Origin of the sequence: Kushneria konosiri, assembly GCF_002155145.1 — a bacterium.
GTDB classification, from domain to species: domain Bacteria; phylum Pseudomonadota; class Gammaproteobacteria; order Pseudomonadales; family Halomonadaceae; genus Kushneria; species Kushneria konosiri.
Genome location: NZ_CP021323.1, coordinates 3,087,168 through 3,108,841, shown reverse-complemented (window position 1 = coordinate 3,108,841; position 21,674 = coordinate 3,087,168). Strand labels below are relative to the sequence as shown.

Here is a 21,674-nt window from a genome sequence, read left to right as displayed (position 1 = left end):
CTAATGAGTATTTACAGACGCTTGAGAAGTATTTTTTTCTTCTACCCGCGCATCCTCGAAATCGTCATCACCCTTTTGCACCAGAGCAACATCAAGAACTTCATCGATCCAGCGCATGGGCCTGATATCAAGAGCGTCCTTGATGGTATCAGGAACTTCCTTGAGATCACGGCGATTTTCTTCAGGTATTAGTGCAATCTTTATACCACCGCGCCGGGCAGCCAGCAATTTCTCCTTGAGACCTCCGATTGGCATGACTTCACCACGGAGATTGACCTCACCGGTCATGGCCACATCAGCACGGACCGCACGGTTGGTATAGGCCGACACCATGGCTGTGACCATGGCGACACCAGCACTTGGTCCATCCTTGGGCGTTGCCCCCTCGGGTACGTGAATATGAAGATCTTCCTTCTCGAACCGCTCAGGATCAATACCAAGTGCAGCGGCGCGCGAGCGTACCACAGTGTGTGCAGCGCTGACCGACTCCTTCATGACATCGCCAAGAGAACCGGTCTTGTTAACACGCCCCTTGCCTGGCGTGACCACCGACTCGATATTAAGTATTTCACCGCCTACTGAAGTCCATGCCAGCCCGGTTACGCGACCAACCTGATGCGCCTGATCAGCCAAGCCATAGCTGAAACGCCTGACTCCAGCATAGCGCTCAATATCGGACGCTTCCAGATGCTGCGTTGGGCTATCAACCTGAGCTACTTCATTGCCGATACGCTCACGCAGCACCTTGCGTGCCACCTTTGCAATCTGCCTTTCAAGCTCACGCACACCGGCTTCGCGGGTGTAATAGCGAATCAGCTCAAGCAATGCCTCGTCGGTCAGTACCAGCTCGTTTTTCTTCAGACCGTTGGCCTTGAGCTGTTTGGGCGCCAGATAGCGCCGAGCGATGCCAAGCTTTTCATCTTCGGTGTAACCCGGAATCCGAATGACTTCCATGCGGTCCAGCAGCGGACCGGGAATGTTCATCGAGTTCGCGGTACAGATGAACATGACATCCGAGAGATCATAATCCAGCTCCAGGTAATGGTCGCTGAACTTGTCATTCTGTTCCGGGTCCAGCACTTCAAGCAGCGCCGAAGAAGGATCACCTCGGTGATCCATGCCCACCTTGTCGATTTCATCGAGCAAAAAGAGCGGATTACGCACGCCTGTCTTGCTCATGCGCTGTAATACCTTTCCGGGCATGGAGCCGATATAGGTCCGACGATGGCCACGAATTTCCGATTCGTCACGCACACCGCCCAGCGCCAGTCGTGTGTATTTACGATTGGTCGCCCGCGCGATGGACTGCCCCAGCGAGGTCTTGCCCACTCCAGGAGGCCCTACAAGACACAGCACAGGCCCCTTGAGCTTGCGCACCCGCTTTTGTACGGCAAGATAGTCAAGGATGCGCTCCTTGACCTCTTCAAGGCCGTAGTGGTCTTCTTCCAGCACCTGTTCGGCGTGACTGATGTCATGACGCACGCGTGTGCGCTTTTTCCAGGGGACTGCCAGGATCCAGTCGAGATAGGAGCGCACGACCGTTGCTTCGGCAGAAGCTGGTGCCATCATCTTGAGCTTGTTGAGCTCCTGACGAGCCTTTTCCTCGGCTTCGGCCGACATGCCGGACTCGGCGATCTTTTGTTCGTACTGATCCGCCTCGTTGGGCGTATTTTCAAGCTCACCCATTTCCTTCTGGATGGCTTTCATCTGTTCGTTGAGATAATACTCGCGCTGGGACTTCTCCATCTGCTCCTTGACCCGCGAGCGAATGCGCTTTTCTACCTGCAACAGATCAATTTCGGACTCGATCAGCGTCATCAGGTGCTCGACGCGATCACGCACCTTGTCCATCTCGAGCAGAGACTGCTTGTCTCCGATCTCGAGCGACAGATGGGCACTGATGGTATCAACCAGACGGCTGGCATCCTCGATCCCCTGAAGCGAGCTCAGCACTTCGTTGGGCACCTTGCGTGACAGCTTGACGTACTGCTCGAACTGATCGAGCAGTACGCGCACCAGGGACTCCTGCTCGCGCTCGTTGAGGGGTTCGCTTTCCCTCAGGGTAACGCTGGCCACCGGATAGCCGCTCTCGTCTTCACTGTCATCAACTTCAGCAATGTCAGCTCGAGAACTGCCCTCAATAAGCACCTTGACGGTCCCGTCCGGCAGGCGGAGCAGCTGCATGATGCTGGCGATGGTGCCGATGTCGAACAGGTCTTCCACTTCAGGATTATCCTGTCCGGCATCACGCTGAGCGACCAGCAGTACCTGTTTGTCCGACTCCATCGCAGCTTCGAGGGCACGGATCGATTTCTCGCGACCCACGAACAGCGGTATGACCATCTGCGGATAGACGACAACGTCTCGCAGCGGCAACAGGGGTATGTTTAACGTCTGTGCGGGGTTACGCTCCATCGCAGACAACCTCGAATCTTGTGTGTGGGCCGCACGAAGCGACTTTGATGGGATCAATATGGGGATGACGGCAGGAATTACAACCGTTTACCGGGCAGGAGTCTGATATGACTGGGGGGCCATGATGGCCCCCCGATCAAGCATCATCTTGCTGACTATCGATCGTCGCCAACGACCAGCTTGCTTTCCTGCTGGTTGGCATAGATCAACAACGGCTTGCTGTCACCGTTGATGACGGTCTCATCGATGACCACCTTGACAACATTCTCGGCGGAGGGGATTTCATACATGGTATCCAGCAGGACGGATTCCAGTATCGAACGAAGTCCACGCGCCCCCGCACGTCTTACCATGGCCTTGTTGGCAACCGCCTTGAGCGCATCCTCACGAAAATCCAGTTCGACGCCTTCCATTTCAAACAGACGAACGTACTGGCGTATCAGAGAGTTCTTGGGCTCGGTCAAAATCTGGATCAGTGCCTGCTCATCGAGCTCATTGAGCGTGGCAATGACCGGCAGACGGCCGACAAACTCGGGGATGAGGCCGTACTTGACCAGATCCTCGGGCTCGACGCTTGCAAGAATATCGCCAACACCCTTGTTGGTATCCTTGCTCTTGACGACGGCGTTGAAGCCGATACCGCCACGCTCGGCACGATCACTAATGACCTTGTCCAGCCCGGCGAAGGCACCACCAACAATAAACAGAATATTGCCGGTATCGACCTGGAGGAACTCCTGCTGAGGATGCTTGCGTCCACCCTGTGGAGGAACAGAAGCCGTAGTACCCTCAATCAACTTGAGAAGCGCCTGCTGAACGCCTTCCCCCGAGACATCACGTGTAATGGAGGGGTTGTCCGATTTACGAGAAATCTTGTCGATTTCATCGATATAGACAATACCACGCTGGGCCTTCTCTACGTCGTAATCGCATTTTTGCAGAAGCTTTTGAATGATGTTTTCAACATCTTCACCAACATAGCCCGCTTCTGTCAGCGTCGTGGCGTCAGCAATGGTAAAGGGTACATTGAGAAGGCGAGCCATGGTCTCTGCCAGCAGCGTTTTGCCACTGCCAGTAGGACCGATCAGCAGAATATTGCTCTTGCCAAGCTCAACTCGATCGTCACCCTTTTGCTGACCTACCTTTAGCCGCTTGTAGTGATTGTAAACGGCAACGGAAAGCACCATCTTGGCGCGGTCCTGACCGATGACATAATCATCAAGCGTGTTGCGAATTTCCCGTGGAGCAGGAAGACGCTCGTCGTCGGAAGACGCTTCGGACTCCACGACCTCTTCGCGAATGATGTCGTTGCATAAATCAACACATTCATCGCAGATGTAAACAGAGGGTCCAGCGATAAGCTTGCGTACTTCATTCTGGTTTTTGCCACAAAATGAGCAATAAAGCAGCTTTCCGCCTTCGTCCTTGCCTTTGCCGTCAGCCATTCGCGTACCTCTTGAAGATGGCGGCGCACTGGCACGCCATCATGGTCAAACTCTGAATCAACGCTATCAGGATACCGGGCGATGCGCCAGCGTTGCATCGATCAGACCGTACTCGACAGCCTGTTCATCGTTCATGAAGTTGTCACGATCGGTATCACGCGCAATTTTTTCGATATCCTGCCCGGTGTGATGCGCCAGAATTTCATTAAGACGCTGTCGAATCGTCAGGATTTCACGCGTGTGAATTTCGATGTCGCTGGCCTGTCCCTGGAAACCACCCAGCGGCTGGTGAATCATCATGCGCGAATGAGGAAGGCAGTAACGCTTGCCTTCTGCGCCACCTGCCAGCAGCAATGCCCCCATGCTGGCAGCCTGACCGATACACACCGTTGAAACATTGGGCTTGATAAACTGCATGGTGTCGTAGATCGACATGCCGGCAGTCACTGAACCGCCCGGAGAGTTGATATAGAGATGGATATCCTTGTCAGGATTCTCTGACTCCAGAAAGAGCAGCTGCGCCACGATCAGATTGGCACTGTAGTCTTCGACCGGGCCAACAAGAAAAATGACGCGTTCCTTGAGCAGACGAGAGTAAATGTCGTAGGCCCGCTCGCCACGTGCGTTCTGCTCCACCACCATGGGGACCAGCCCACCAGCATTGGTAATATCAGACTCGCTTCTCATGTAGCAACCTTACAGTGATGTGGGCCAATGATAGAACCCGGCTTTCGCCGGGCCCCGACTGCCAGCCTGGACATGGCTGTGACGCCGGATATCAGCCGGCCTGCTCTTCGGTTTCTTCAGCTTCGTCAGCATTTTGCTGCTGCGCGGCCTGAAGGGCTTCCTGATAGCTCATGGGCGTTTCGACGACGCTGGCCTTATCCAGCAGCCTATCGATCGCCTTGCGTTCAAGCACAGCAGATTTCACCTGGTTTTTCATCTGCTCGTTGCCCATATATTGCTCGACAACCTGTTCGGGCTGTTCAAACTGACCCGCCTGCTCTTCGATGAAGGCACGAATTTCATCGTCGTCAGCGTCCAGTTCGAAATGGCTGACCACTTCTGCCAGAAGCAGGCCAACTTCAACACGGCCGCGCGCCTGTTCGGCAAACAGCTCGTCGGGCAGCTGAGACACATCGAAATCGTCGCCCAGACCGAACTGCTGTGCGGCCTGACGCTTGAGCCCTTCGACTTCCTGAGAAATCAGAGAGCTCGGTACAGATACTTCGTTACGAGCTTTCAGCGCATCGATCAGCTGCTGGCGCACACGATTGTCGATGGCGTTATCCAGTTCGCGCTGCATGTTGTTACGCACTTCCTTGCGGAAACTGTCATTGTCGCCGTCTTCAACACCGAAACGGGACATGAACTCGGCGTCAACTTCAGGCAATTCCTGCGCCTGGACCTTGTGTGTAGTGGTCTTGAAGCGTGCTTCCTGACCGGCCAGATGCTCGGCCTGATAATCTTCAGGGAAGGTGACCGTGACTTCACGTTCCTCACCTGCCTGGACACCGACCAGCTGATCTTCAAAACCGGGAATAAAGCTGTTGGAACCCAGTACCAGCTGATGACCTTCGGCACTACCGCCCTCGAAGGGCTCATCACCAAGGAAACCCTCGAAATCAATGGTGATTTGATCGCCATCGGCAGCAGCACGCTCAACATCGTTCCACTGTGCATTCTGCTTGCGAAGCGTATCGATCATTTCGTCGATATCGGCATCGCTGATTTCGGCTTGAGGACGCTCGATCTGCTCGTCTTCAGGCAGCGTCAACTCGATGGAAGGATAAACTTCCAGAGTCGCGACGAATTCGAGATCCTTGCCAGCTTCATTAACAGTTGCTTCCAGTGAGGGATAGCCCGCTGGATTAAGCTCATTTTCGGTGATGGCGCGTACATAATGCTGACGCATCACTTCATCAACGACTTCGTTGCGTACATCACGACCAAAACGCTGGCGAACAACGCTCATCGGAACGCGTCCTGAACGGAAACCATCCAAGCGTACACGACGAGCAGTATCCTTGAGTCGCTCATCGACATTTTTGTCCACTTCTTGAGCCGGGACCTGGACGGTTACGCGACGCTCGATCGGTGAAGTCGTTTCGACTGAAACTTGCATGAATGATCCTCTACCCACTCAGGTGGCGTGTTCGAAATAAAAAACTCAAGGGCGCAGATTTTAAGAACCCCATCAGATACTGGCAAGCTCGAAGCCTTAATTGGCACCGATTAATACGATTTCAAGGGGAAAAGTGGAATTTCTTTGCTTACTGGATGTCAGCAAACCGCTCTTCCCGAACAAGCCACCAACGGATGGCATGCAAAGCAAAAAGGGCGACCCAACAGGGCCGCCCTTTTCGACACAAACGCCGACATTCATCAGCGCCTAAAAATAATGGGGTGGATGATGGGGATCGAACCCACGACCACCGGAGCCACAATCCGGGGCTCTACCACTGAGCTACACCCACCATTACTTTCTTGCTGGCAACGTCCACCAAACTTGCTTTATTGGCACGCCCAGCAGGACTCGAACCTGCAACCTACGGCTTAGAAGGCCGTTGCTCTATCCGGTTGAGCTATGGGCGCATTCTATTGACCGTGGCTCTTGCTGTCAACCTTTGATTTTAAATTCTTTATCAAAATCAAAAGGTTGGTCGGGGTAGAGGGATTTGAACCCCCGACATCCTGCTCCCAAAGCAGGCGCGCTACCAGACTGCGCTATACCCCGATACGCCAGCACCTCTGCCGAGGCCGCTGCCAATGCGAGGCGCATTTTACCTGATAACAGATCGGGGTCAAGCATAACTTGTCATGTGCGCTTTCGCGCCTTTCCTCTACTACCGAAAGAACATTCATTGACTGCACCCGGCGGGATGCGACAATTGCAGCACTTATGAGCAAGGCTCACTTGAATCGTCACTAGGACAGAATATAGATGAGTGCACAGTTGATAGACGGCAAGGCCACAGCACAAAAGGTGCGTGAAAGAGTTACCCAGCAGGTAGCCCAACGTCGCCGAGAGGGCAAGAGAGTGCCTGGCCTGGCTGTGGTACTGGTAGGCGATGATGCTGCATCGGAGGTCTATGTACGCAACAAGCATCGCGCCTGTGAACAGGCCGGCATTCTTTCCTTTCAGCACAAGCTGCCGGCAGATACTTCCCAGCACGCACTGGAAGCGCTGATAGACCAGCTCAATGCTGATACCAGCGTCGATGGCATCCTGTTGCAGCTGCCACTGCCCGGCCATCTTGATGCTCGCCCCCTGCTTGAGCGCATTCATCCGCACAAGGACATCGATGGTTTTCATCCCTATAACCTTGGCCGTCTGGCACAGCGCATGCCAACACTGCGCCCCTGCACGCCCATGGGCGTCATGACACTGCTCAACGAGCACCAGCTTGATGTCCGAGGCATGACCGCCACTATTGTGGGCGCCTCCAATATCGTCGGCCGCCCGATGGCCCTCGAGTTACTGCTGGCAGGGTGCACCATCACGGTATGCCACAGGTTTACGCGCGATCTCCAGCAGCATGTTGAAAGTGCTGAACTGCTGATCGTGGCCGTGGGTAACCCGAATCTGGTCAAGAGTGAATGGATTCGCCCGGGCGCTATCGTGATTGATGTCGGCATCAACCGCACAGCCGAAGGCAAGCTGGTGGGCGATGTCGAGTTCGAGGGCGCCCGGGAGCGCGCCTCTCACATCACACCGGTACCGGGCGGCGTTGGCCCAATGACCGTGGCATCGTTGCTGGAAAATACGCTTACAGCGGCCGAGCTTCATGAGCATGGCTGATATTATCTTGCCCTGAGTGTAGAATAAAAAAGGCCCCGCCATTGGCGGGGCCTTTTTTGTGTGCAGCACAAAGCCTGACTGACACGTATGTCAGCGGCTTTCGCTAACCCAGGTCGTCCCTTCCCGGCTATCCTTCAGGATAATGCCCTGCTCGGCAAGCGCATCACGAATGCGATCAGCTTCAGCAAAATCACGATTGAGACGCGCCGCATTTCTTGCCTCGATCTGACGCATGATCTCCTCGTCGTCGAGACCGGGCTGCGCGCCTTGCAGGAAATCACTCGGAGAGCGTTCAAGAAGGCCCAGCAGGTTGCCCAGACGAATCAATTCATGCGCCAGGGCGCCGGCCCGTACGGCATCATCACGGTGGCGGTTGATGTCGCGCACCAGTTCGAACATGACGGCCAGCGCTTCAGGCGTGTTGAAGTCATCGTCCATGGCCCGGGTGAAGCGCGTCGCATAATCATCGCCGACACCCCCCTCGACAGCCTCTACACCATCCAGCGCATTGTAAAATCGCTCGAGTGAACGTCTGGCATCCTTGAGCGTATCAGGCGCGTAGTTGATCGCACTGCGATAATGACTGGCCACCAGCAGGTAACGAACGACCTCCGGGTCATGCTCCTTTAATACATCGCGTACGGTGAAGAAGTTACCCAGCGATTTGGACATTTTTTCATTATCGACCCTGAGCGCTCCGGCGTGCATCCAGGTGTTGACATACTTCTGCCCGGTCGCTGCCTCGCTTTGCGCGATCTCGTTTTCATGGTGAGGAAAGGCAAGATCCGGTCCGCCTCCATGAATATCGAAGGTATTGCCCAGACAGCAGGTCGACATGGCCGAGCATTCAATATGCCATCCCGGCCTGCCCTCTCCCCAGGGAGAGGGCCAGCTCGCCTCACCGGGTGTCGCGCTTTTCCAGAGCACGAAATCCAGCGGGTCTTCCTTGGCCTGGTCGATATCCACCCTTGCACCAGAGCGCATGTCATCCGGATTGCGATTGTTGAGTGCTCCATAGCGCTCAAAATGACGCACACGGTAGAACACATCGCCGTTGTCTGCCTGATAGGCATAGCCACGCCCTATCAATGTCTCGATCATGACAATGATGTCATCGATATGCGCCGTGGCACGCGGCTCCCGATCGGGAGGCAATACGCCGAGACGCCGCTCGTCCTCATGCATCGCATCGATCATGCGTTCGGTCAGCGCATTGATTGGCTCATTGTTATCACGTGCACGCACCAGAATCTTGTCATCGACATCGGTAATGTTACGTACATAGGTCAGACCATATCCGCTGGCACGCAGCCAGCGAGTAATGACGTCAAAGGCCACCAGCATGCGCGCATGCCCCAGGTGACAGTAGTCATAAACCGTCATGCCACAGACGTACATACGTACATTACCGGCATCAATGGGAGCAAAGACTTCCTTCTGACGCGTCAGGGTGTTGTAGATCTGCACGCGGATACTCCCCTTCAGTTTGACTTGTTCTGCGCCTTTGCCCAGCCATCCTTGAGGCTGACCGTGCGATTGAAGACCAGACGGCCAGCGCCGTGCTCATGGCGATCGGCACAGAAATAGCCCACTCGCTCGAACTGGAAACGCTGCTCGGCAGCGGCATCGGCCAGTGAAGGCTCACCGATCCCGCGCACAGTCTCCAACGACTGCGCGTTAAGGTGCTCGAGGAAGTCGACATCCTTGTCCCGATCCGGTGCTTCGACCTGGAACAGATTGTCATAGTTGCGCACTTCGACATCAACACCGTGACGGGCACTGACCCACTGAATGACGCCCTTCACCTTGCGTCCTTCCGGGTTCTGGCCCAGCGTGTCCAGATCGACACTGCAGTGCAGCGCCTCGATCTCGCCCTGATCGTTTTTGATAACGTCATCACAGCGAATCACATAGGCATTGCGAAGACGTACTTCCTTTCCGGGCGCAAGACGGAAGAATTTCTTCGGCGGCGCCTCCATGAAATCGTCCTGATCGATCCAGATTTCACGATTGAGCGGCAGTTGACGCACGCCCATATCTTCCCGGGCTGGATGGCCGGGCACTTCAAAAACTTCCTCATGATCTTCGGGCAGGTTGGTCAACACGATCCTGAGAGGCTTCATGACACACATTGCCCGCGGCGCATTGTCTTCAAGGTCCGAGCGAATGGCGTGATAAAGCATCTGGATATCGACAACGCCGGCGGCTCGAGAAACGCCCACCATATCGCAGAACTTGCGAATGGAAGCCGGCGTGTAGCCGCGACGACGCATGCCGGAGATGGTCGGCATTCTGGGATCATCCCAGCCGTCGACCACGCCCTGGTCCACCAACAATTTCAGCTTGCGCTTTGAGGTAACGGTATAATTCAGATTGAGACGAGCAAATTCGATCTGACGCGGTCGCGATGGCACCGGCAGATTATCCAGAAACCAGTTATAGAGCGGGCGGTGGTCTTCAAACTCAAGCGTGCAGATCGAGTGCGTAATGCCCTCGATGGCATCGGACTGACCATGCGTAAAATCGTAGGAAGGGTAAATCTTCCACTTGTCGCCACTCTGGTGATGCGAGGCGTGACGGATACGGTAAAGGGTCGGGTCACGCAGATTGATGTTGGGCGAAGCCATATCAATTTTGGCACGCAACACCTTCTCGCCTTCGGCGAACTCACCGTTTTTCATGCCCTCGAACAGGGCCAGATTTTCTTCAACGCTTCGATCGCGCCAGGGACTGGGACGCCCGGGTTCGGTCAGCGTCCCGCGGTACTCACGCATCTGCTCGGCGTTGAGATCATCGACATAGGCCAGACCATCACGAATCAGCTGGCAGGCCCACTCATGAAGCTGATCGAAATAGCTGGAGGCATAACGAACATCACCACTCCACTGAAAGCCAAGCCACTCGATGTCCTCGCGAATGGCATCGATGTAGACCTGTTCTTCCTTTGCGGGATTGGTATCGTCAAAGCGCAGATGGCACTGCCCTCCGAGCTGCTCGGCCAGGCCAAAGTTAAGACATATCGATTTGGCATGACCGATGTGCAAAAAGCCGTTGGGTTCGGGCGGAAAGCGCGTCACGATGGTATCAACGCGCCCCTGCTCGATCTCTTCACGAATCTGTGTACGAATGAAATTCGGTGCGCTGGTGCTTTCTGAGCTCATGGGGCGTGATCAGGCCTTGTTGACAACGGATACCGGCTGGCGCGGTTTCGCCTGCGCGGACAAAGCCGCTATTATAGCGTGAGCGCCCGGGACCATGCCATGCAGGTATCAGTACCGACGTCATGAATGACCGGCAGCGCAATACACGCCACGCCCGCGTAGCTGCCCTTGAGCTGCCCCCTTGTTGCCTTTTTAGAGAATTTTTCATGATTATCTTGTCCACCAGTGCCGGCGATATCAAAATCGAGCTTTTTCACGACCAGGCCCCTCAAACGGCCGCCAACTTTGAGCGTTATGTTCGTGAAGGCCATTACGACAACACCCTTTTTCACCGTGTCATTGATGGCTTCATGGTTCAGGGCGGCGGATTTGACACCACGTTTGCTCAAAAGCCGGTTCATGAACCTATTAAAAATGAAGCTGATAATGGCCTCAAAAATAGCCGCGGCCATCTCGCCATGGCGCGGACAGGCGACCCGCACTCGGCCACAGCGCAGTTTTTCATCAACGTGGCCGACAACGACTTTCTGAACCACACCTCTCCGACACCTCCGGGCTGGGGATACTGCGTTTTCGGCAGGGTCGTTGAGGGCATGGACGTGGTCGACAGCATCAAGGGCGTGGCGACCACCCGTCGTCATGGGCACGCCGACGTTCCAGCAGAAGATGTGGTCCTTGAGTCTGCTCGCCTCATCGAGGCCTGATCGCTGGACAACCATGTTTCAGGCGCAGTGAGATACTGCGCCCTTCAAGCAGGAGAGGTCATGACGACACTGTTTATTGCCGATCTGCACTTGCAGCAGGACGCTCCCGAGCTGACCCGGGCATTTCTGGACTACCTGGAACATCGTGCCCGAGGGGCTGATACGCTCTATATCATGGGCGATTTATTTGAAAGCTGGATCGGCGACGATGCCATTTGTGACTTTGAGCAACAGGTTATTGATGCCATGCGTCGTTTCAGTGACAGCGGCAAAGACCTGTATGTCATGCATGGCAATCGTGATTTTCTGCTGGGTGAACGCTTTTCCGAACTCACCGGTGCCGTGCTGATTGATGACCCGGCCACCATTACCCTTGGCGAAAACGCTCCTGCCCTTTTGATGCACGGCGACAGCCTTTGCACTCAGGACAGTGAATACATGCAGTTTCGCGCCATGACGCGTGATCCACAGTGGCAGCAGAAAACACTGGCACTGCCGGTCGAGCAGCGCCGTCTGCTGGCAGATCGCATGCGTGAAGGCTCGGGCAGTGCCAACGGCAGCAAGTCCGATGACATCATGGATGTCAGCCAGGAGGCCGTTGAAGAGATCATGCAGCAGTACCGTGTCAGCACACTGATTCATGGCCATACCCATCGCCCCGATGTGCATGACTTTTACCTGCAGGATGATGACTCCGCCAAACGCTACGTACTGGGTGACTGGAGCCATCAAAAGGACAGGGGCTGGGAAATTCGTCTTGAGGATGCAACTCTGACGCTCGAATCTTTCAGCCTGTCAGCATTGTCACGTCACGGGTAGGCAAGGTACGCCCCATTGCGGGCGTCCCTGTCTGAAGGATTTTCGTCCCCCTGTTCAGGCAGCCGCCGGAATACCACTATGAAAGCGAAACTCGCTATCCGGCGACTCGATCAGCGCTTTCTCCACTTCGCCAAAGAAGGCCACCCGTTCATCGATGGGCTCATCAGCATATTGAGCGGCCAGTGCCAGATAGTCTTCAAAGTGGCGACCCTCGGACTTCACCAGACTGCGATAAAACTTCGCCAGCGTGTCATCAAGGTGAGGAATCAAACAGGCAAATCGCTCACAGGAGCGAGCCTCGATATATGCCCCCACGATGAGAACATCGATCAGCCTTCCCGGCTCTTGCTCGCGAACATGTTCACGTAGCCCCTGGGCATAGCGCGAAGCGGAAACATGTTCATAGGCAATGCCGCGCTCACGCATCAATGTGACGACCTGCTCAAAATGCAGAAGCTCCTCACGCGCCAGCTGTGACATTTTGGTTAACAGATCGGCCCGACTGGTATATCGATACATCAGGCTCATGGCAGTGGAGGCTGCCTTCTTTTCACACTGCGCGTGATCGATCATCAGGAGACGCTCGTTACCAAGCGCTGCATCCACCCAGGCTTTAGGCGTTCGACAGGGCAGAAAATCGAGTAATTCATCAGGCATCAGGTCATCGGACATATTAAAACCGGGTAGTAGAGGACATGAAGATATAATGACCATGGAGCATGATCGTCAGGATGGGCATTGTACCGATGAAAGAAGGACTTCCCCATCATCCTGACATCTGGAGACACAAAACGTGTCAATGCCGAGCTAAAATGCAAAGCGTTGCTATACTGTCAGCCCTATCGGGTAGAGGTTTTTTGCGAACGTTCTCTTTGAACGGACTAATGCATTCTGATCTTTACGTGAACCGATTCTCATGCTAAAAATGTTTTTGAAAACACTGTTCGAGTAATAACAGCTCACCGAATCGATTTGACCATGGAGCAGGATGCTCCAGTCAATAAAGGGTTCATGCAAGGAGATCATCATGAAAAAATTCGCACTTTTCGCTGCACCGCTGTTCGCTTCTTCACTGGTTGCCGCCCCGATGGCCATGGCTGACACCAGCTCAGGCATCTACTCAGGTGTTGGTGTAGGTAGCGCGCAGGTTCATGACGCCGACGTCAGCAGCTTCAGCGAAAACAACACTGTATCAGGCAGCCGTATCACCGATAACAACGATACTGCTCAGAGCGCTTTCGTTGGTTACAAGTTCAACGACTGGTTCTCTACCGAGATCAATTATGCGGATCTGGGTGATATCGCCTATGACGCCGATCAGGGTAGCGGTCATTACCAGACCAAGGCCTACAGCCTGAGCGCCATCGGTGAACTGCCCCTGTTCTACGGCGTTTCCGGTTACGCGCGCGTCGGTGCTGCCTACTGGAAGGCCAACGCCCAGGAAGGTCCGGCCAGCAACCAGTACGGCACTGATCCGGTTTATGGTCTGGGCCTGAAGTACCAGTTCGAAACCGTTCCGGTCTTCGCTCGTGCCGAGTACACTCGTTATGACATGGACAGCGATTACAAGATCGATGCTGCCATGGCCTCTGTCGGCGTACAGTTCTGATCGACGATGGTCGAAAGGTCTGAAAAACGGCACCCTCGGGTGCCGTTTTTTATATCTGTTTACAGTAAATCGTTACCTTAACGATTGCAGCTGCTCGGACCATCCGGCCCGGGCATACAGGCCCTCTGCCCTGGCTGGGTTCCCTGATCGTTGATTCTGGGTGACTGCCAGACAAACTCCGTGTCATCCCTGCTCGCACAGCCCGCCATCATCAGTATCAGGATGCCAATCGTCACAACATGGTATCGACGCTGCATGATACCTCCCTCGCTTTGGTCATTTTCAGGTGGTCAGGGAAACACGTTTTCCGCTTGTGTCAGCATGCATCATGAATAAACACATACCACTATTGCACATGGCAGGAAACGCATTTTGCCGACAGGCAATGAATGCTCGTACAATGCGGTTCATTTCATCCGGCCAAGGGAAACATTCGATTCATGCGCGCCAGTCAACTGCTGCTCTCCACGCTCAAGGAAACGCCCGCCAACGCTGAGGTTGTCAGTCACCAACTGATGCTGCGTGCCGGCATGATTCGAAAACTGGCTTCAGGCCTTTATACCTGGCTGCCGCTGGGGCTTCGCACCCTGCGCAAGGTTGAACGGATCGTGCGCGAGGAAATGGATCTTGCCGGTGCACAGGAAGTGCTGATGCCGTCGGTACAACCTGCCGAACTGTGGCAGGAATCAGGTCGCTGGGACAAGTACGGCAACCTTCTGCTGCGACTTCGTGACCGTCACGATCGTGAGTTCTGCTATGGCCCTACTCATGAAGAGGTCATTACCGATCTGGTACGCAATGAAGTACGTTCCTACCGCCAGCTGCCCTGCAATTTCTATCAGATTCAGACCAAGTTTCGTGATGAAACCCGCCCCCGCTTTGGTGTCATGCGAGCACGCGAATTCATCATGAAGGATGCCTACTCCTTCGACCTTGATCAGGAAGCCATGGCAGCCTCCTATCAGAAAATGTATGACGCCTACGTTCGTATCTTCACGCGTCTGGGTCTTGATTTTCGAGCCGTGCAGGCTGACAACGGGGAGATCGGTGGCAGCGGCTCTCATGAGTTCCACGTGCTGGCCGATTCGGGTGAAGACGCTGTCATCTTTTCCACGGGCTCCGATTATGCCGCCAATATCGAAAAGGCCGAAGCCATCCCTGATCGACAGGAACGCGCAGCTCCTCAAGAAAACATGCGCGAGGTCGATACTCCGGATACCAAGACCATTGCCGCACTGGTAGAAAAGCACGGCCTGCCGATCGAAAAGACCGTCAAGACCCTGATGGTTCATGGAACTGAAGGCGGGCTGGTTGCGCTGATGGTGCGCGGTGATCATCAGCTTAACGAGATCAAGGCCCTGCATCTGGAGCAGGTGGCTTCTCCTCTGGTCATGGCCAATGAAGAAGAGATTCGCCAGGCCGTCGGCGCAGGCCCCGGCTCTCTGGGACCGGTCGGCCTTGAGATTCCTCTGATCATCGATCGCAGCGTGGCAGTCATGAGCGATTTTGGCGCCGGCGCCAATATCGATGGCAAACACTTTTTCGGCATCAACTGGGAACGCGATCTACCCCTGCCAACGGTGGCCGATATTCGCGATGTGGTCGCCGGTGATCCCTCCCCGGACGGTCAGGGAACGCTCTCGATTGCCCGTGGCATTGAGGTCGGTCACGTCTTCCAGCTTGGAGCAAAATATTCCGAGGCACTGGGGGCGACCGTTCTGGATGAAAACGGTGACAGCGTACCGCTGCAGATGGGCTGTTATGGCATTGGTGTCAGCCGGGTGGTCGCTGCTGCCATCGAACAGAATCATGACGAGCGCGGCATCACGCTGCCAGCCAGTCTGGCCCCTTATCAGGTGGCGCTGGTGCCCATGAATGCGCACAAGTCACAGGCGGTACGTGATGAAGCCGAGCGTCTTTACAACGCCTTTAATGAAAAGGGTATAGAAGTTTTACTGGATGACCGTGATGAGCGTCCCGGCGTCAAGTTTGCCGATCTCGAACTGATCGGCATTCCTCATCGTATCGTGATCGGAGATCGCGGCCTTAAAACGGGTGAACTGGAGTACAAGGGAAGGCGTGACGACGATGTTACGATGGTGGCGCAGCAGGAGGCCGTCGAGTTTATTTGTCAAAAGCTGGCTTGATGCCGGTTTTCGAGCATGCCTTTGGGGCGCCTGTCTGGTGACAGGCGCCCTTTTTACGCCTGTCGCTCTGGCTGCTGCAATGCCTGAGGCGCATGTCTCGGCTCAGATGATTCGACAACTCTCCAGCGCCGTCTCAAACGACCAACGCTTTGATGATCATTTTGAAGCCGAAGTCTGGATGACGGACATGAATCGGCGCCTGGCGCGCTATCTTGACGATCCGCATCAGCGCCTTGCATTACTGAAAAGCATTCAACGTGAATCCCTTCGCGCTTCGCTGGATCTGCAGCTGGTGCTTTCGGTCATTGATGTCGAAAGTCGCTTTGTGCCACGGGCACGCTCGAGTGCCGGCGCTCAGGGGCTCATGCAGGTCATGCCCTTCTGGAAAAGCGAGATTGGCCGGGACAGCGACGACCTCTTCGACCCCGAGACCAACCTGCGCTACGGCTGCACGATTCTGGCGTGGTATCTCAAGGTAGAAAAGGGGGATGTCACGCGCGCGCTGGCACGCTACAACGGCAGTCTCGGCAAAACGCGCTATCCGGAGCAGGTCCTGAAAAGCTGGGAGGCCCGCTGGTGGGTCGACAGCTAGATCATACGAAGACAAACCTGCTTCACTGCTCCGGGGCGCCCTGAATCTGGGCGGCCTGAAGCGTAATACGGTGCTCCTGCTGCAAAATATTGAGCAAGACAACAACGCGCTCATCTTCCTTGCCTTGAACGAAAAGCCCCTCCAGCGCCCTGAAAGGTCCATCGGTAATTTCAATTCGTTCGCCTTCACTAAAATGTCGCTCGGGCTCAACTTCGGATGGATCATTGACCTGCTGGCGCAGCGTCATGATCAGCGCATCCGGTACAGGCACAGGCTCACGGCCAAAGGCGAGCAACCGGATTACCCCACGGGTGGAACGTACGGGCACCCAATTATCCTGCAGCGGGTTCATCCGGATAAACAGATACCAGGGAAACAGGGGCTCAATGACCTGCCCTGCCTTGCCGCGCTGACGCTTTTCCCTTTGAATGACGGGATGAAAGACGGTATAGCCCTGATACTCCAGATGCTCGGCGGCACGAAAGGATTCTCCTGACTTGCACTGGACCGCGTACCAGCGCAGTCCTTCAGGCCCTGTCGTCTTCATTAAAACCATCCCCGGTCAGTAGCCGTCAGCGCACCGGTCTGAGAGAATCGGCGCGCCATTTAAATGCCCGCGACTTTCTGGATAACACCGTTGATTTCGATTGCTACAGCCCGGGCCGCCGTTGCGCGCCATGGTATCACGTTCCTCATGGGGCTCGCGTCAGGGCTGCCACTGCTGCTGACGGGCAGCGTCCTTCAGGCATGGATGACCGATGCCGGCGTCTCACTTGACGCCGTTGGCCTGCTGGCGCTGATCGGCATTCCCTACACGCTCAAGTTTCTCTGGGCTCCCTTGCTCGATCGCTTCGAGCTGCCCTTTCTTGGGCGGCGGCGGGGATGGCTGCTGCTGACACAGCTGGCGCTGACCTCACTGATTGTTGCACTCGCCCTTTCCGATCCGGGTCTGGCCCCGTTGACCGTTGGCGCTGTGGCTCTGGGTATCAGCTTTTTCAGTGCAACGCAGGACATCATCATTGATGCCTATCGTCGTGAGCATCTCCCCGAAAAGGAACTCGGCATCGGCTCAAGCCTTTATACCTACGGTTATCGTACCGGCATGCTGTTTGCCTCTGGTGGCGGCCTGATGCTGGCTGACAGCATCGGATTTCGCGCGACCTATCTGACCATGGCGGTCGTACTGGGTGCGTGCATGCTGGTGACCCTCATGGCGCCCGAACCAGGCGCCCAGCGTCCCACGCATCCACAGAACTGGCGAGATACCTTTCTTGATCCCATTCGAAACTTTTTAATGCGACCGGGCGCGCTCTGGCTTTTGCTCTTTATCCTGCTTTACAAGCTTGGTGACTCGGTGGCCGGCAACCTGACCACGCCCTTTTACAAATCGATCGGCTTTTCCAACGCCGAAATTGGCGCCACGGTCAAGATTTTTGGCTTCTGGCCGCTGCTGGGCGGCATCTTCCTCGGCGGCCTGGTCATCCTTCGCATCGGCATTTATCGGTCTTTGTGGTGGTTCGGGCTGTTACAGATGGCTTCCACGGCAGGTTTTATCTGGCTCAATCATGTCGGCTACTCGATCACGGCACTGGCCACCGTGGTCAGCTTTGAAAACGCCGCAGCCGGTATGGGCACAGCGGCCTTTCTGGCCTTCATGGCCGCCCTGACCGACAAGCGATTCACAGCCGGCCAGTATGCCCTGCTGTCCTCGATCATGGGCCTGCCCAGAGTCGTGATTTCAGCCCCTGGTGGCATCCTGTCAGAGGCCGTGGGATGGGACGGTTTCTTTTTGATCTGCACTCTGGCGGCTATTCCTGGTCTGATGATCCTTTGGTATTTTCGCCAATGGCGCGATATTGCCGATTCATCCAACCGGTAATATGGTTCAGCGCCTTTACTGTTCCACGGGCGAAAGGTCCTGGCCGCGCCCCTAGAAGAGACCCTGATCTTGTCTTTTGTATCTGCTGAAACATCCTGCCCTCAGGGCCTTTTGCGACTGGCACGCCGAACCACGAGTGTCATCCTGACAGGCGTGGTTCTCACCGCCTGCTCCACCGGTCAAACCGGCTTTCAACCGGCCAAAACGCCCCACTACAACGACTCAAGCACTCCCATGCATCCTACCAGCTGGCAACAACTGCCCGGCTGGCAGGACGATAACCTCCTGAGCGCCTGGAGCGCCTTCAAGACCAGCTGTGAAAAGCTCGCACGCAAGCCGGACTGGGCATCGGTCTGCAACGACGCACGCCACGTTGATCCTCTGGACAGTCGCGCGATACGGCGCTACTTCGAGCATCGCTTTACACCCTTTACCCTGAGCAACAGCGATGGCTCGACGGTGGGTACCATCACAGGCTACTACGAACCGGTACTCAGGGGCTCAAGAACGCGTCATGGCCCCTATCAGGTGCCACTGTACCGCAACATCGGCAGCAGCAGCCTCATGGCCGCCAGCCGCAGTCAGCTGATCAAAAGCGGCGTACTGCGGGGTCGCGAACTGGTGTGGGTAGATGATCCTGTAGAAGCCGCTTTCCTGCAGATTCAGGGATCAGGTCGGATCAAGCTGGCAGAAGGCGGTGAAATGCGCGTCGGTTTTGCCGGAGCCACGGATCAGCCCTTTCAATCCTTTGCCCGCTGGCTGCTGAATCATGGCGAAATCACACCGGCCCAGGCCACTCTGCCGGGCATCAAGGCCTGGGCCAGTGCCAACCCGGGCCGCGTGCAGGAAATGCTCAACGTCAATCCCAGATTCGTCTTTTTCAGAGAGCTTGATAGCACGCACAAGAACAGTGACGGACCCATCGGCGCGCAAGGCGTACCGCTGACACCCGAGCGAAGCATCGCCATCGATCCTGATCAGATTCCATTGGGCGCGCCGGTCTTTCTTTCAACGACTCGCCCGCTGTCCAATCAGCGCATGCAACGCTTGATGCTGGCACAGGATACGGGAAGTGCCATCAAGGGCATCGTGCGCGCCGACTTTTTCTGGGGCCACGGGGACGAGGCCAGCCTCAATGCCGGACGCATGAAGCAGCCCGGGCAGATGTGGGTCTTTCTTCCCAATCGTCAGTAGGCAAGACGATGACGAGACGCCATGGACCACCATGGCGTTACTCGACGCTGGATCGCAGTCTGGCATCCACCCAGTGTAGCGCCCCTCGAGTGGCCACCCAGTGGGGCCGCATGAGAACGCGATACTGCCAGGCTTCGGCGCGCGAGCCAGGTACCGGAGAATTGCCGGTGACCGGTTCTCGCCGCGGGTTTTCCCGTACCAGCAGCTTGAGCATCCAGGGGTTGGCCTGCTCGACCATGACCAGCGCCTGACGGGCCTCCTCCAGTCGCGCCAGACGATACAGCGCCAGCGCCTTGCCCAGCAAAAGCCCCAGCCACGGCTCGCCGTCATCATTGCTGTGCTCGATTTCCTCAATCAGCGACAGGGCTCTGACGTCCTGACCATCACTTAAAAGCTGCTCAAGCAACAATTCACGAAGGCCCATGCTGTCTTCGCCGTCCAGACGGATCAAACGCTCGGCCAATTGGCGTGACTGCTCACGGGCGCCGCGCTCCATGCCGATAATCAGTCCCAGACCCAGCCTGAAGAGAATATGGTTGTCGCCATCTCCCCAAACGAAGGGACTTTCAGCCCGCTCGACAGCAGCAAGCCATGCCTCGAAACGCTGCGCCAGCGGTGAGAAAATCGACTGAAACATCCATGGCAGATTACCAAAGCGCCCGGCCAGCGCCATGGCAAGCTCCTGAAGTATTGCAGGCGTTGACAGCCACTCGGGGTGTAAACACAGGGCATCCAGCCATGGCCGGGCGTCGCGCCAGGGATCACCCTGGAGGCCACTGCCGGGCGCTTCTTCATTCTCAGTGGTGAAGTGCTGCTGCCACATCTCGTAGCGGGCATGATCCAGGTCATCCTGCTGATACTCAAGCCGTCCATCGGCATTAATGAAAAGCGACAACCGTGGCCCATGACTGGACATCGGCAACAGCCGGGTCAGCGTATCCAGCGGCTCAGCGAGCTCCTCATCGGCATAAATCATCTGCTCGGCCAGAGTCGCTTCGGGATCTTCTGCGAGCTGCTCGAGAAAGGCCTGTTGATCCTCATCAAGATCACTGCGATGCATCAATCGACGGCGCCAGAAATCGGCGCGTGCACGGGCCTGCTCGGGCTGGCCTTCGTGAAGCAGCAGCATGCTTTCAAGGTAGGCCAGCGCCGGTTCGTTGGGCATGGTCTCAAGCGTGCGAATAAAGGTCTCGCGAGCACTGGGCAGATCGTCACTGTCCAGATAGCGAAGGCACAATCGCTTCAATGCCGCACCGCGCAGAAAACCGGGACCATGCTCGACAACACTGTCCATCAGGGCCGCCTTCTTGCGAATAAAGCCGCGCTCCTGATAGACATCGCTTAAAAGCTCAAAGGCAGACTCGCTCTCCTGCGGCAGACCCTCCCAGTCAGCGTTATTGAAAAGCGACTCAAGAATGGTTTGCGCCCGCCCGAGCTGGCCCCCTTCTGCACTGACAATACCCGCTTCCAGCAGGGCCTGAGCCGGCGCCTGATGCGATGACAGTGCCTCATGCAGCGTTTTGCCGCGAAGACGCTGAAGCAGCAGCATCCACATCAGATGTGGCGGTACCTGCCCCGGCAGCATCACGCGGGCACAGCAGTCGTTATAGCGCCGGCCGGAATCACACCAGCAGGGTTCCTGAGGAGCAGGCACCGCCAGCGTTTCGATCCGATAGCCAAGACGCTCAAGAGGCATCTGATTCCAGAGCACCGGGGCCAGCGCCTGCGCCAGCCCCACATCGCCTCCAAGCAGCTCGGCGCCCTCCTTTCTTGCCCACACCATCAATGAAGGATAACGTTCTTCACGACGAATGGCGTCAAGCGCTCCCGTCGAAAACCCAAGGAGTTGGTCCACCCAGGCTGCCAGCATATTGTTCCTCCACCATGATCACGCTTATGCTAGCACG

17 protein-coding genes and 3 tRNA genes are annotated in these 21,674 nt (G+C 56.0%); 8 read left to right on the top strand and 12 right to left on the bottom strand.

Translation table 11 applies throughout. The annotated features are described in order from the left end of the window. The 7 genes from lon to B9G99_RS14300 form a co-directional block, all read right to left on the bottom strand. Positions 1 to 2,415 carry an endopeptidase La gene (gene lon, locus B9G99_RS14330; protein WP_086622766.1) on the bottom strand — a complete coding sequence of 805 codons (2,415 nt, stop codon included), beginning with the start codon at positions 2,413 to 2,415 and terminating at the stop codon, positions 1 to 3. Between the two features lie 155 nt (positions 2,416 to 2,570). Then, a complete protein-coding gene (gene clpX / locus B9G99_RS14325) occupies positions 2,571 to 3,860 on the bottom strand; it encodes an ATP-dependent Clp protease ATP-binding subunit ClpX (protein WP_086622765.1) in 1,290 nt (429 codons plus the stop codon). Positions 3,861 to 3,926: 66 nt separating this feature from the next. Continuing rightward, a complete protein-coding gene (gene clpP / locus B9G99_RS14320; RefSeq protein WP_086622764.1) occupies positions 3,927 to 4,547 on the bottom strand; it encodes an ATP-dependent Clp endopeptidase proteolytic subunit ClpP in 621 nt (206 codons plus the stop codon). 91 nt (positions 4,548 to 4,638) lie between these two features. Then, positions 4,639 to 5,985 carry a trigger factor gene (gene tig, locus B9G99_RS14315; RefSeq protein ID WP_086622763.1) on the bottom strand — a complete coding sequence of 449 codons (1,347 nt, stop codon included), beginning with the start codon at positions 5,983 to 5,985 and terminating at the stop codon, positions 4,639 to 4,641. Between the two features lie 277 nt (positions 5,986 to 6,262). Next, positions 6,263 to 6,337, bottom strand: a tRNA-His gene (locus B9G99_RS14310). Positions 6,338 to 6,378: 41 nt separating this feature from the next. Further along, positions 6,379 to 6,455, bottom strand: a tRNA-Arg gene (locus tag B9G99_RS14305). A 65-nt stretch (positions 6,456 to 6,520) separates the two neighbouring features. Then, positions 6,521 to 6,597 (bottom strand) — tRNA-Pro (locus B9G99_RS14300). Between the two features lie 207 nt (positions 6,598 to 6,804). Between B9G99_RS14300 and folD the strand changes: the two genes are divergently transcribed. After that, positions 6,805 to 7,662 (top strand): bifunctional methylenetetrahydrofolate dehydrogenase/methenyltetrahydrofolate cyclohydrolase FolD, encoded by an 858-nt coding sequence (gene folD / locus B9G99_RS14295; protein ID WP_086622762.1) that lies wholly within the window; start codon positions 6,805 to 6,807, stop codon positions 7,660 to 7,662. Positions 7,663 to 7,752: 90 nt separating this feature from the next. Here folD and cysS read toward each other — a convergent pair whose 3' ends face one another. Together cysS and B9G99_RS14285 are read right to left on the bottom strand one after the other, a co-directional pair. Next, entirely contained in the window at positions 7,753 to 9,129 is a 1,377-nt protein-coding gene (cysS, locus tag B9G99_RS14290) for a cysteine--tRNA ligase (RefSeq protein ID WP_086622761.1), read from the bottom strand. 14 nt (positions 9,130 to 9,143) lie between these two features. Then, complete coding sequence (locus B9G99_RS14285; RefSeq protein ID WP_086622760.1) at positions 9,144 to 10,823, bottom strand: glutamine--tRNA ligase/YqeY domain fusion protein; 1,680 nt, start codon at positions 10,821 to 10,823, stop codon at positions 9,144 to 9,146. A gap of 206 nt (positions 10,824 to 11,029) precedes the next feature. Between B9G99_RS14285 and B9G99_RS14280 the strand changes: the two genes are divergently transcribed. Together B9G99_RS14280 and B9G99_RS14275 are read left to right on the top strand one after the other, a co-directional pair. Continuing rightward, on the top strand, positions 11,030 to 11,527 hold the full coding sequence (locus B9G99_RS14280) for a peptidylprolyl isomerase (RefSeq protein WP_086622759.1): 498 nt from the start codon (positions 11,030 to 11,032) through the stop codon (positions 11,525 to 11,527). Positions 11,528 to 11,587: 60 nt separating this feature from the next. After that, positions 11,588 to 12,346 carry a UDP-2,3-diacylglucosamine diphosphatase gene (locus B9G99_RS14275; protein WP_086622758.1) on the top strand — a complete coding sequence of 253 codons (759 nt, stop codon included), beginning with the start codon at positions 11,588 to 11,590 and terminating at the stop codon, positions 12,344 to 12,346. Positions 12,347 to 12,400: 54 nt separating this feature from the next. Here B9G99_RS14275 and B9G99_RS14270 read toward each other — a convergent pair whose 3' ends face one another. Then, on the bottom strand, positions 12,401 to 13,018 hold the full coding sequence (locus B9G99_RS14270) for a MiaE family protein (RefSeq protein ID WP_086622757.1): 618 nt from the start codon (positions 13,016 to 13,018) through the stop codon (positions 12,401 to 12,403). 355 nt (positions 13,019 to 13,373) lie between these two features. On the opposite strand from B9G99_RS14270, the gene B9G99_RS14265 reads away from it, so the two are divergent. The 3 genes from B9G99_RS14265 to B9G99_RS14250 all read left to right on the top strand — a co-directional run bounded on the left by B9G99_RS14265 (position 13,374) and on the right by B9G99_RS14250 (position 16,694). Next, positions 13,374 to 13,955 (top strand): outer membrane beta-barrel protein, encoded by a 582-nt coding sequence (locus B9G99_RS14265; RefSeq protein ID WP_158521512.1) that lies wholly within the window; start codon positions 13,374 to 13,376, stop codon positions 13,953 to 13,955. A 440-nt stretch (positions 13,956 to 14,395) separates the two neighbouring features. Next, positions 14,396 to 16,102, top strand: a complete 1,707-nt coding sequence (locus B9G99_RS14255; protein ID WP_086623503.1) for a proline--tRNA ligase — start codon at positions 14,396 to 14,398, stop codon at positions 16,100 to 16,102. A gap of 79 nt (positions 16,103 to 16,181) precedes the next feature. Continuing rightward, positions 16,182 to 16,694 carry a lytic transglycosylase domain-containing protein gene (locus tag B9G99_RS14250; RefSeq protein ID WP_227875838.1) on the top strand — a complete coding sequence of 171 codons (513 nt, stop codon included), beginning with the start codon at positions 16,182 to 16,184 and terminating at the stop codon, positions 16,692 to 16,694. A gap of 22 nt (positions 16,695 to 16,716) precedes the next feature. Here B9G99_RS14250 and rfaH read toward each other — a convergent pair whose 3' ends face one another. Further along, a complete protein-coding gene (rfaH, locus tag B9G99_RS14245) occupies positions 16,717 to 17,241 on the bottom strand; it encodes a transcription/translation regulatory transformer protein RfaH (RefSeq protein WP_227875837.1) in 525 nt (174 codons plus the stop codon). Between the two features lie 63 nt (positions 17,242 to 17,304). Between rfaH and B9G99_RS14240 the strand changes: the two genes are divergently transcribed. Together B9G99_RS14240 and mltA are read left to right on the top strand one after the other, a co-directional pair. Beyond that, the gene (locus tag B9G99_RS14240) at positions 17,305 to 18,573 is read left to right on the top strand and encodes an AmpG family muropeptide MFS transporter (RefSeq protein ID WP_169712227.1); all 1,269 of its coding nucleotides are present in this window, start codon (positions 17,305 to 17,307) and stop codon (positions 18,571 to 18,573) included. Positions 18,574 to 18,642: 69 nt separating this feature from the next. Continuing rightward, on the top strand, positions 18,643 to 19,767 hold the full coding sequence (gene mltA / locus B9G99_RS14235) for a murein transglycosylase A (protein ID WP_227875836.1): 1,125 nt from the start codon (positions 18,643 to 18,645) through the stop codon (positions 19,765 to 19,767). 37 nt (positions 19,768 to 19,804) lie between these two features. On the opposite strand, the gene B9G99_RS14230 is transcribed toward mltA, so the two are convergent. After that, on the bottom strand, positions 19,805 to 21,637 hold the full coding sequence (locus tag B9G99_RS14230) for an SEC-C domain-containing protein (protein WP_086622751.1): 1,833 nt from the start codon (positions 21,635 to 21,637) through the stop codon (positions 19,805 to 19,807). Positions 21,638 to 21,674: the final 37 nt, after the last annotated feature.

What these genes read in the sequence shown, in the direction of transcription:
- B9G99_RS14270 (WP_086622757.1), bottom strand. Translation starts at nt 13,018, where the DNA reads ATGTCCGATGACCTGATGCCTGATGAATTACTCGATTTTCTGCCCTGT.
- tig (WP_086622763.1), bottom strand. Translation starts at nt 5,985, where the DNA reads ATGCAAGTTTCAGTCGAAACGACTTCACCGATCGAGCGTCGCGTAACC.
- B9G99_RS14230 (WP_086622751.1), bottom strand. Translation starts at nt 21,637, where the DNA reads ATGCTGGCAGCCTGGGTGGACCAACTCCTTGGGTTTTCGACGGGAGCG.
- B9G99_RS14275 (WP_086622758.1), top strand. Translation starts at nt 11,588, where the DNA reads ATGACGACACTGTTTATTGCCGATCTGCACTTGCAGCAGGACGCTCCC.
- lon (WP_086622766.1), bottom strand. Translation starts at nt 2,415, where the DNA reads ATGGAGCGTAACCCCGCACAGACGTTAAACATACCCCTGTTGCCGCTG.
- B9G99_RS14250 (WP_227875838.1), top strand. Translation starts at nt 16,182, where the DNA reads ATGCCTGAGGCGCATGTCTCGGCTCAGATGATTCGACAACTCTCCAGC.
- B9G99_RS14255 (WP_086623503.1), top strand. Translation starts at nt 14,396, where the DNA reads ATGCGCGCCAGTCAACTGCTGCTCTCCACGCTCAAGGAAACGCCCGCC.
- clpP (WP_086622764.1), bottom strand. Translation starts at nt 4,547, where the DNA reads ATGAGAAGCGAGTCTGATATTACCAATGCTGGTGGGCTGGTCCCCATG.
- B9G99_RS14240 (WP_169712227.1), top strand. Translation starts at nt 17,305, where the DNA reads ATGCCCGCGACTTTCTGGATAACACCGTTGATTTCGATTGCTACAGCC.
- rfaH (WP_227875837.1), bottom strand. Translation starts at nt 17,241, where the DNA reads ATGAAGACGACAGGGCCTGAAGGACTGCGCTGGTACGCGGTCCAGTGC.
- folD (WP_086622762.1), top strand. Translation starts at nt 6,805, where the DNA reads ATGAGTGCACAGTTGATAGACGGCAAGGCCACAGCACAAAAGGTGCGT.
- B9G99_RS14285 (WP_086622760.1), bottom strand. Translation starts at nt 10,823, where the DNA reads ATGAGCTCAGAAAGCACCAGCGCACCGAATTTCATTCGTACACAGATT.
- clpX (WP_086622765.1), bottom strand. Translation starts at nt 3,860, where the DNA reads ATGGCTGACGGCAAAGGCAAGGACGAAGGCGGAAAGCTGCTTTATTGC.
- B9G99_RS14280 (WP_086622759.1), top strand. Translation starts at nt 11,030, where the DNA reads ATGATTATCTTGTCCACCAGTGCCGGCGATATCAAAATCGAGCTTTTT.
- B9G99_RS14265 (WP_158521512.1), top strand. Translation starts at nt 13,374, where the DNA reads ATGAAAAAATTCGCACTTTTCGCTGCACCGCTGTTCGCTTCTTCACTG.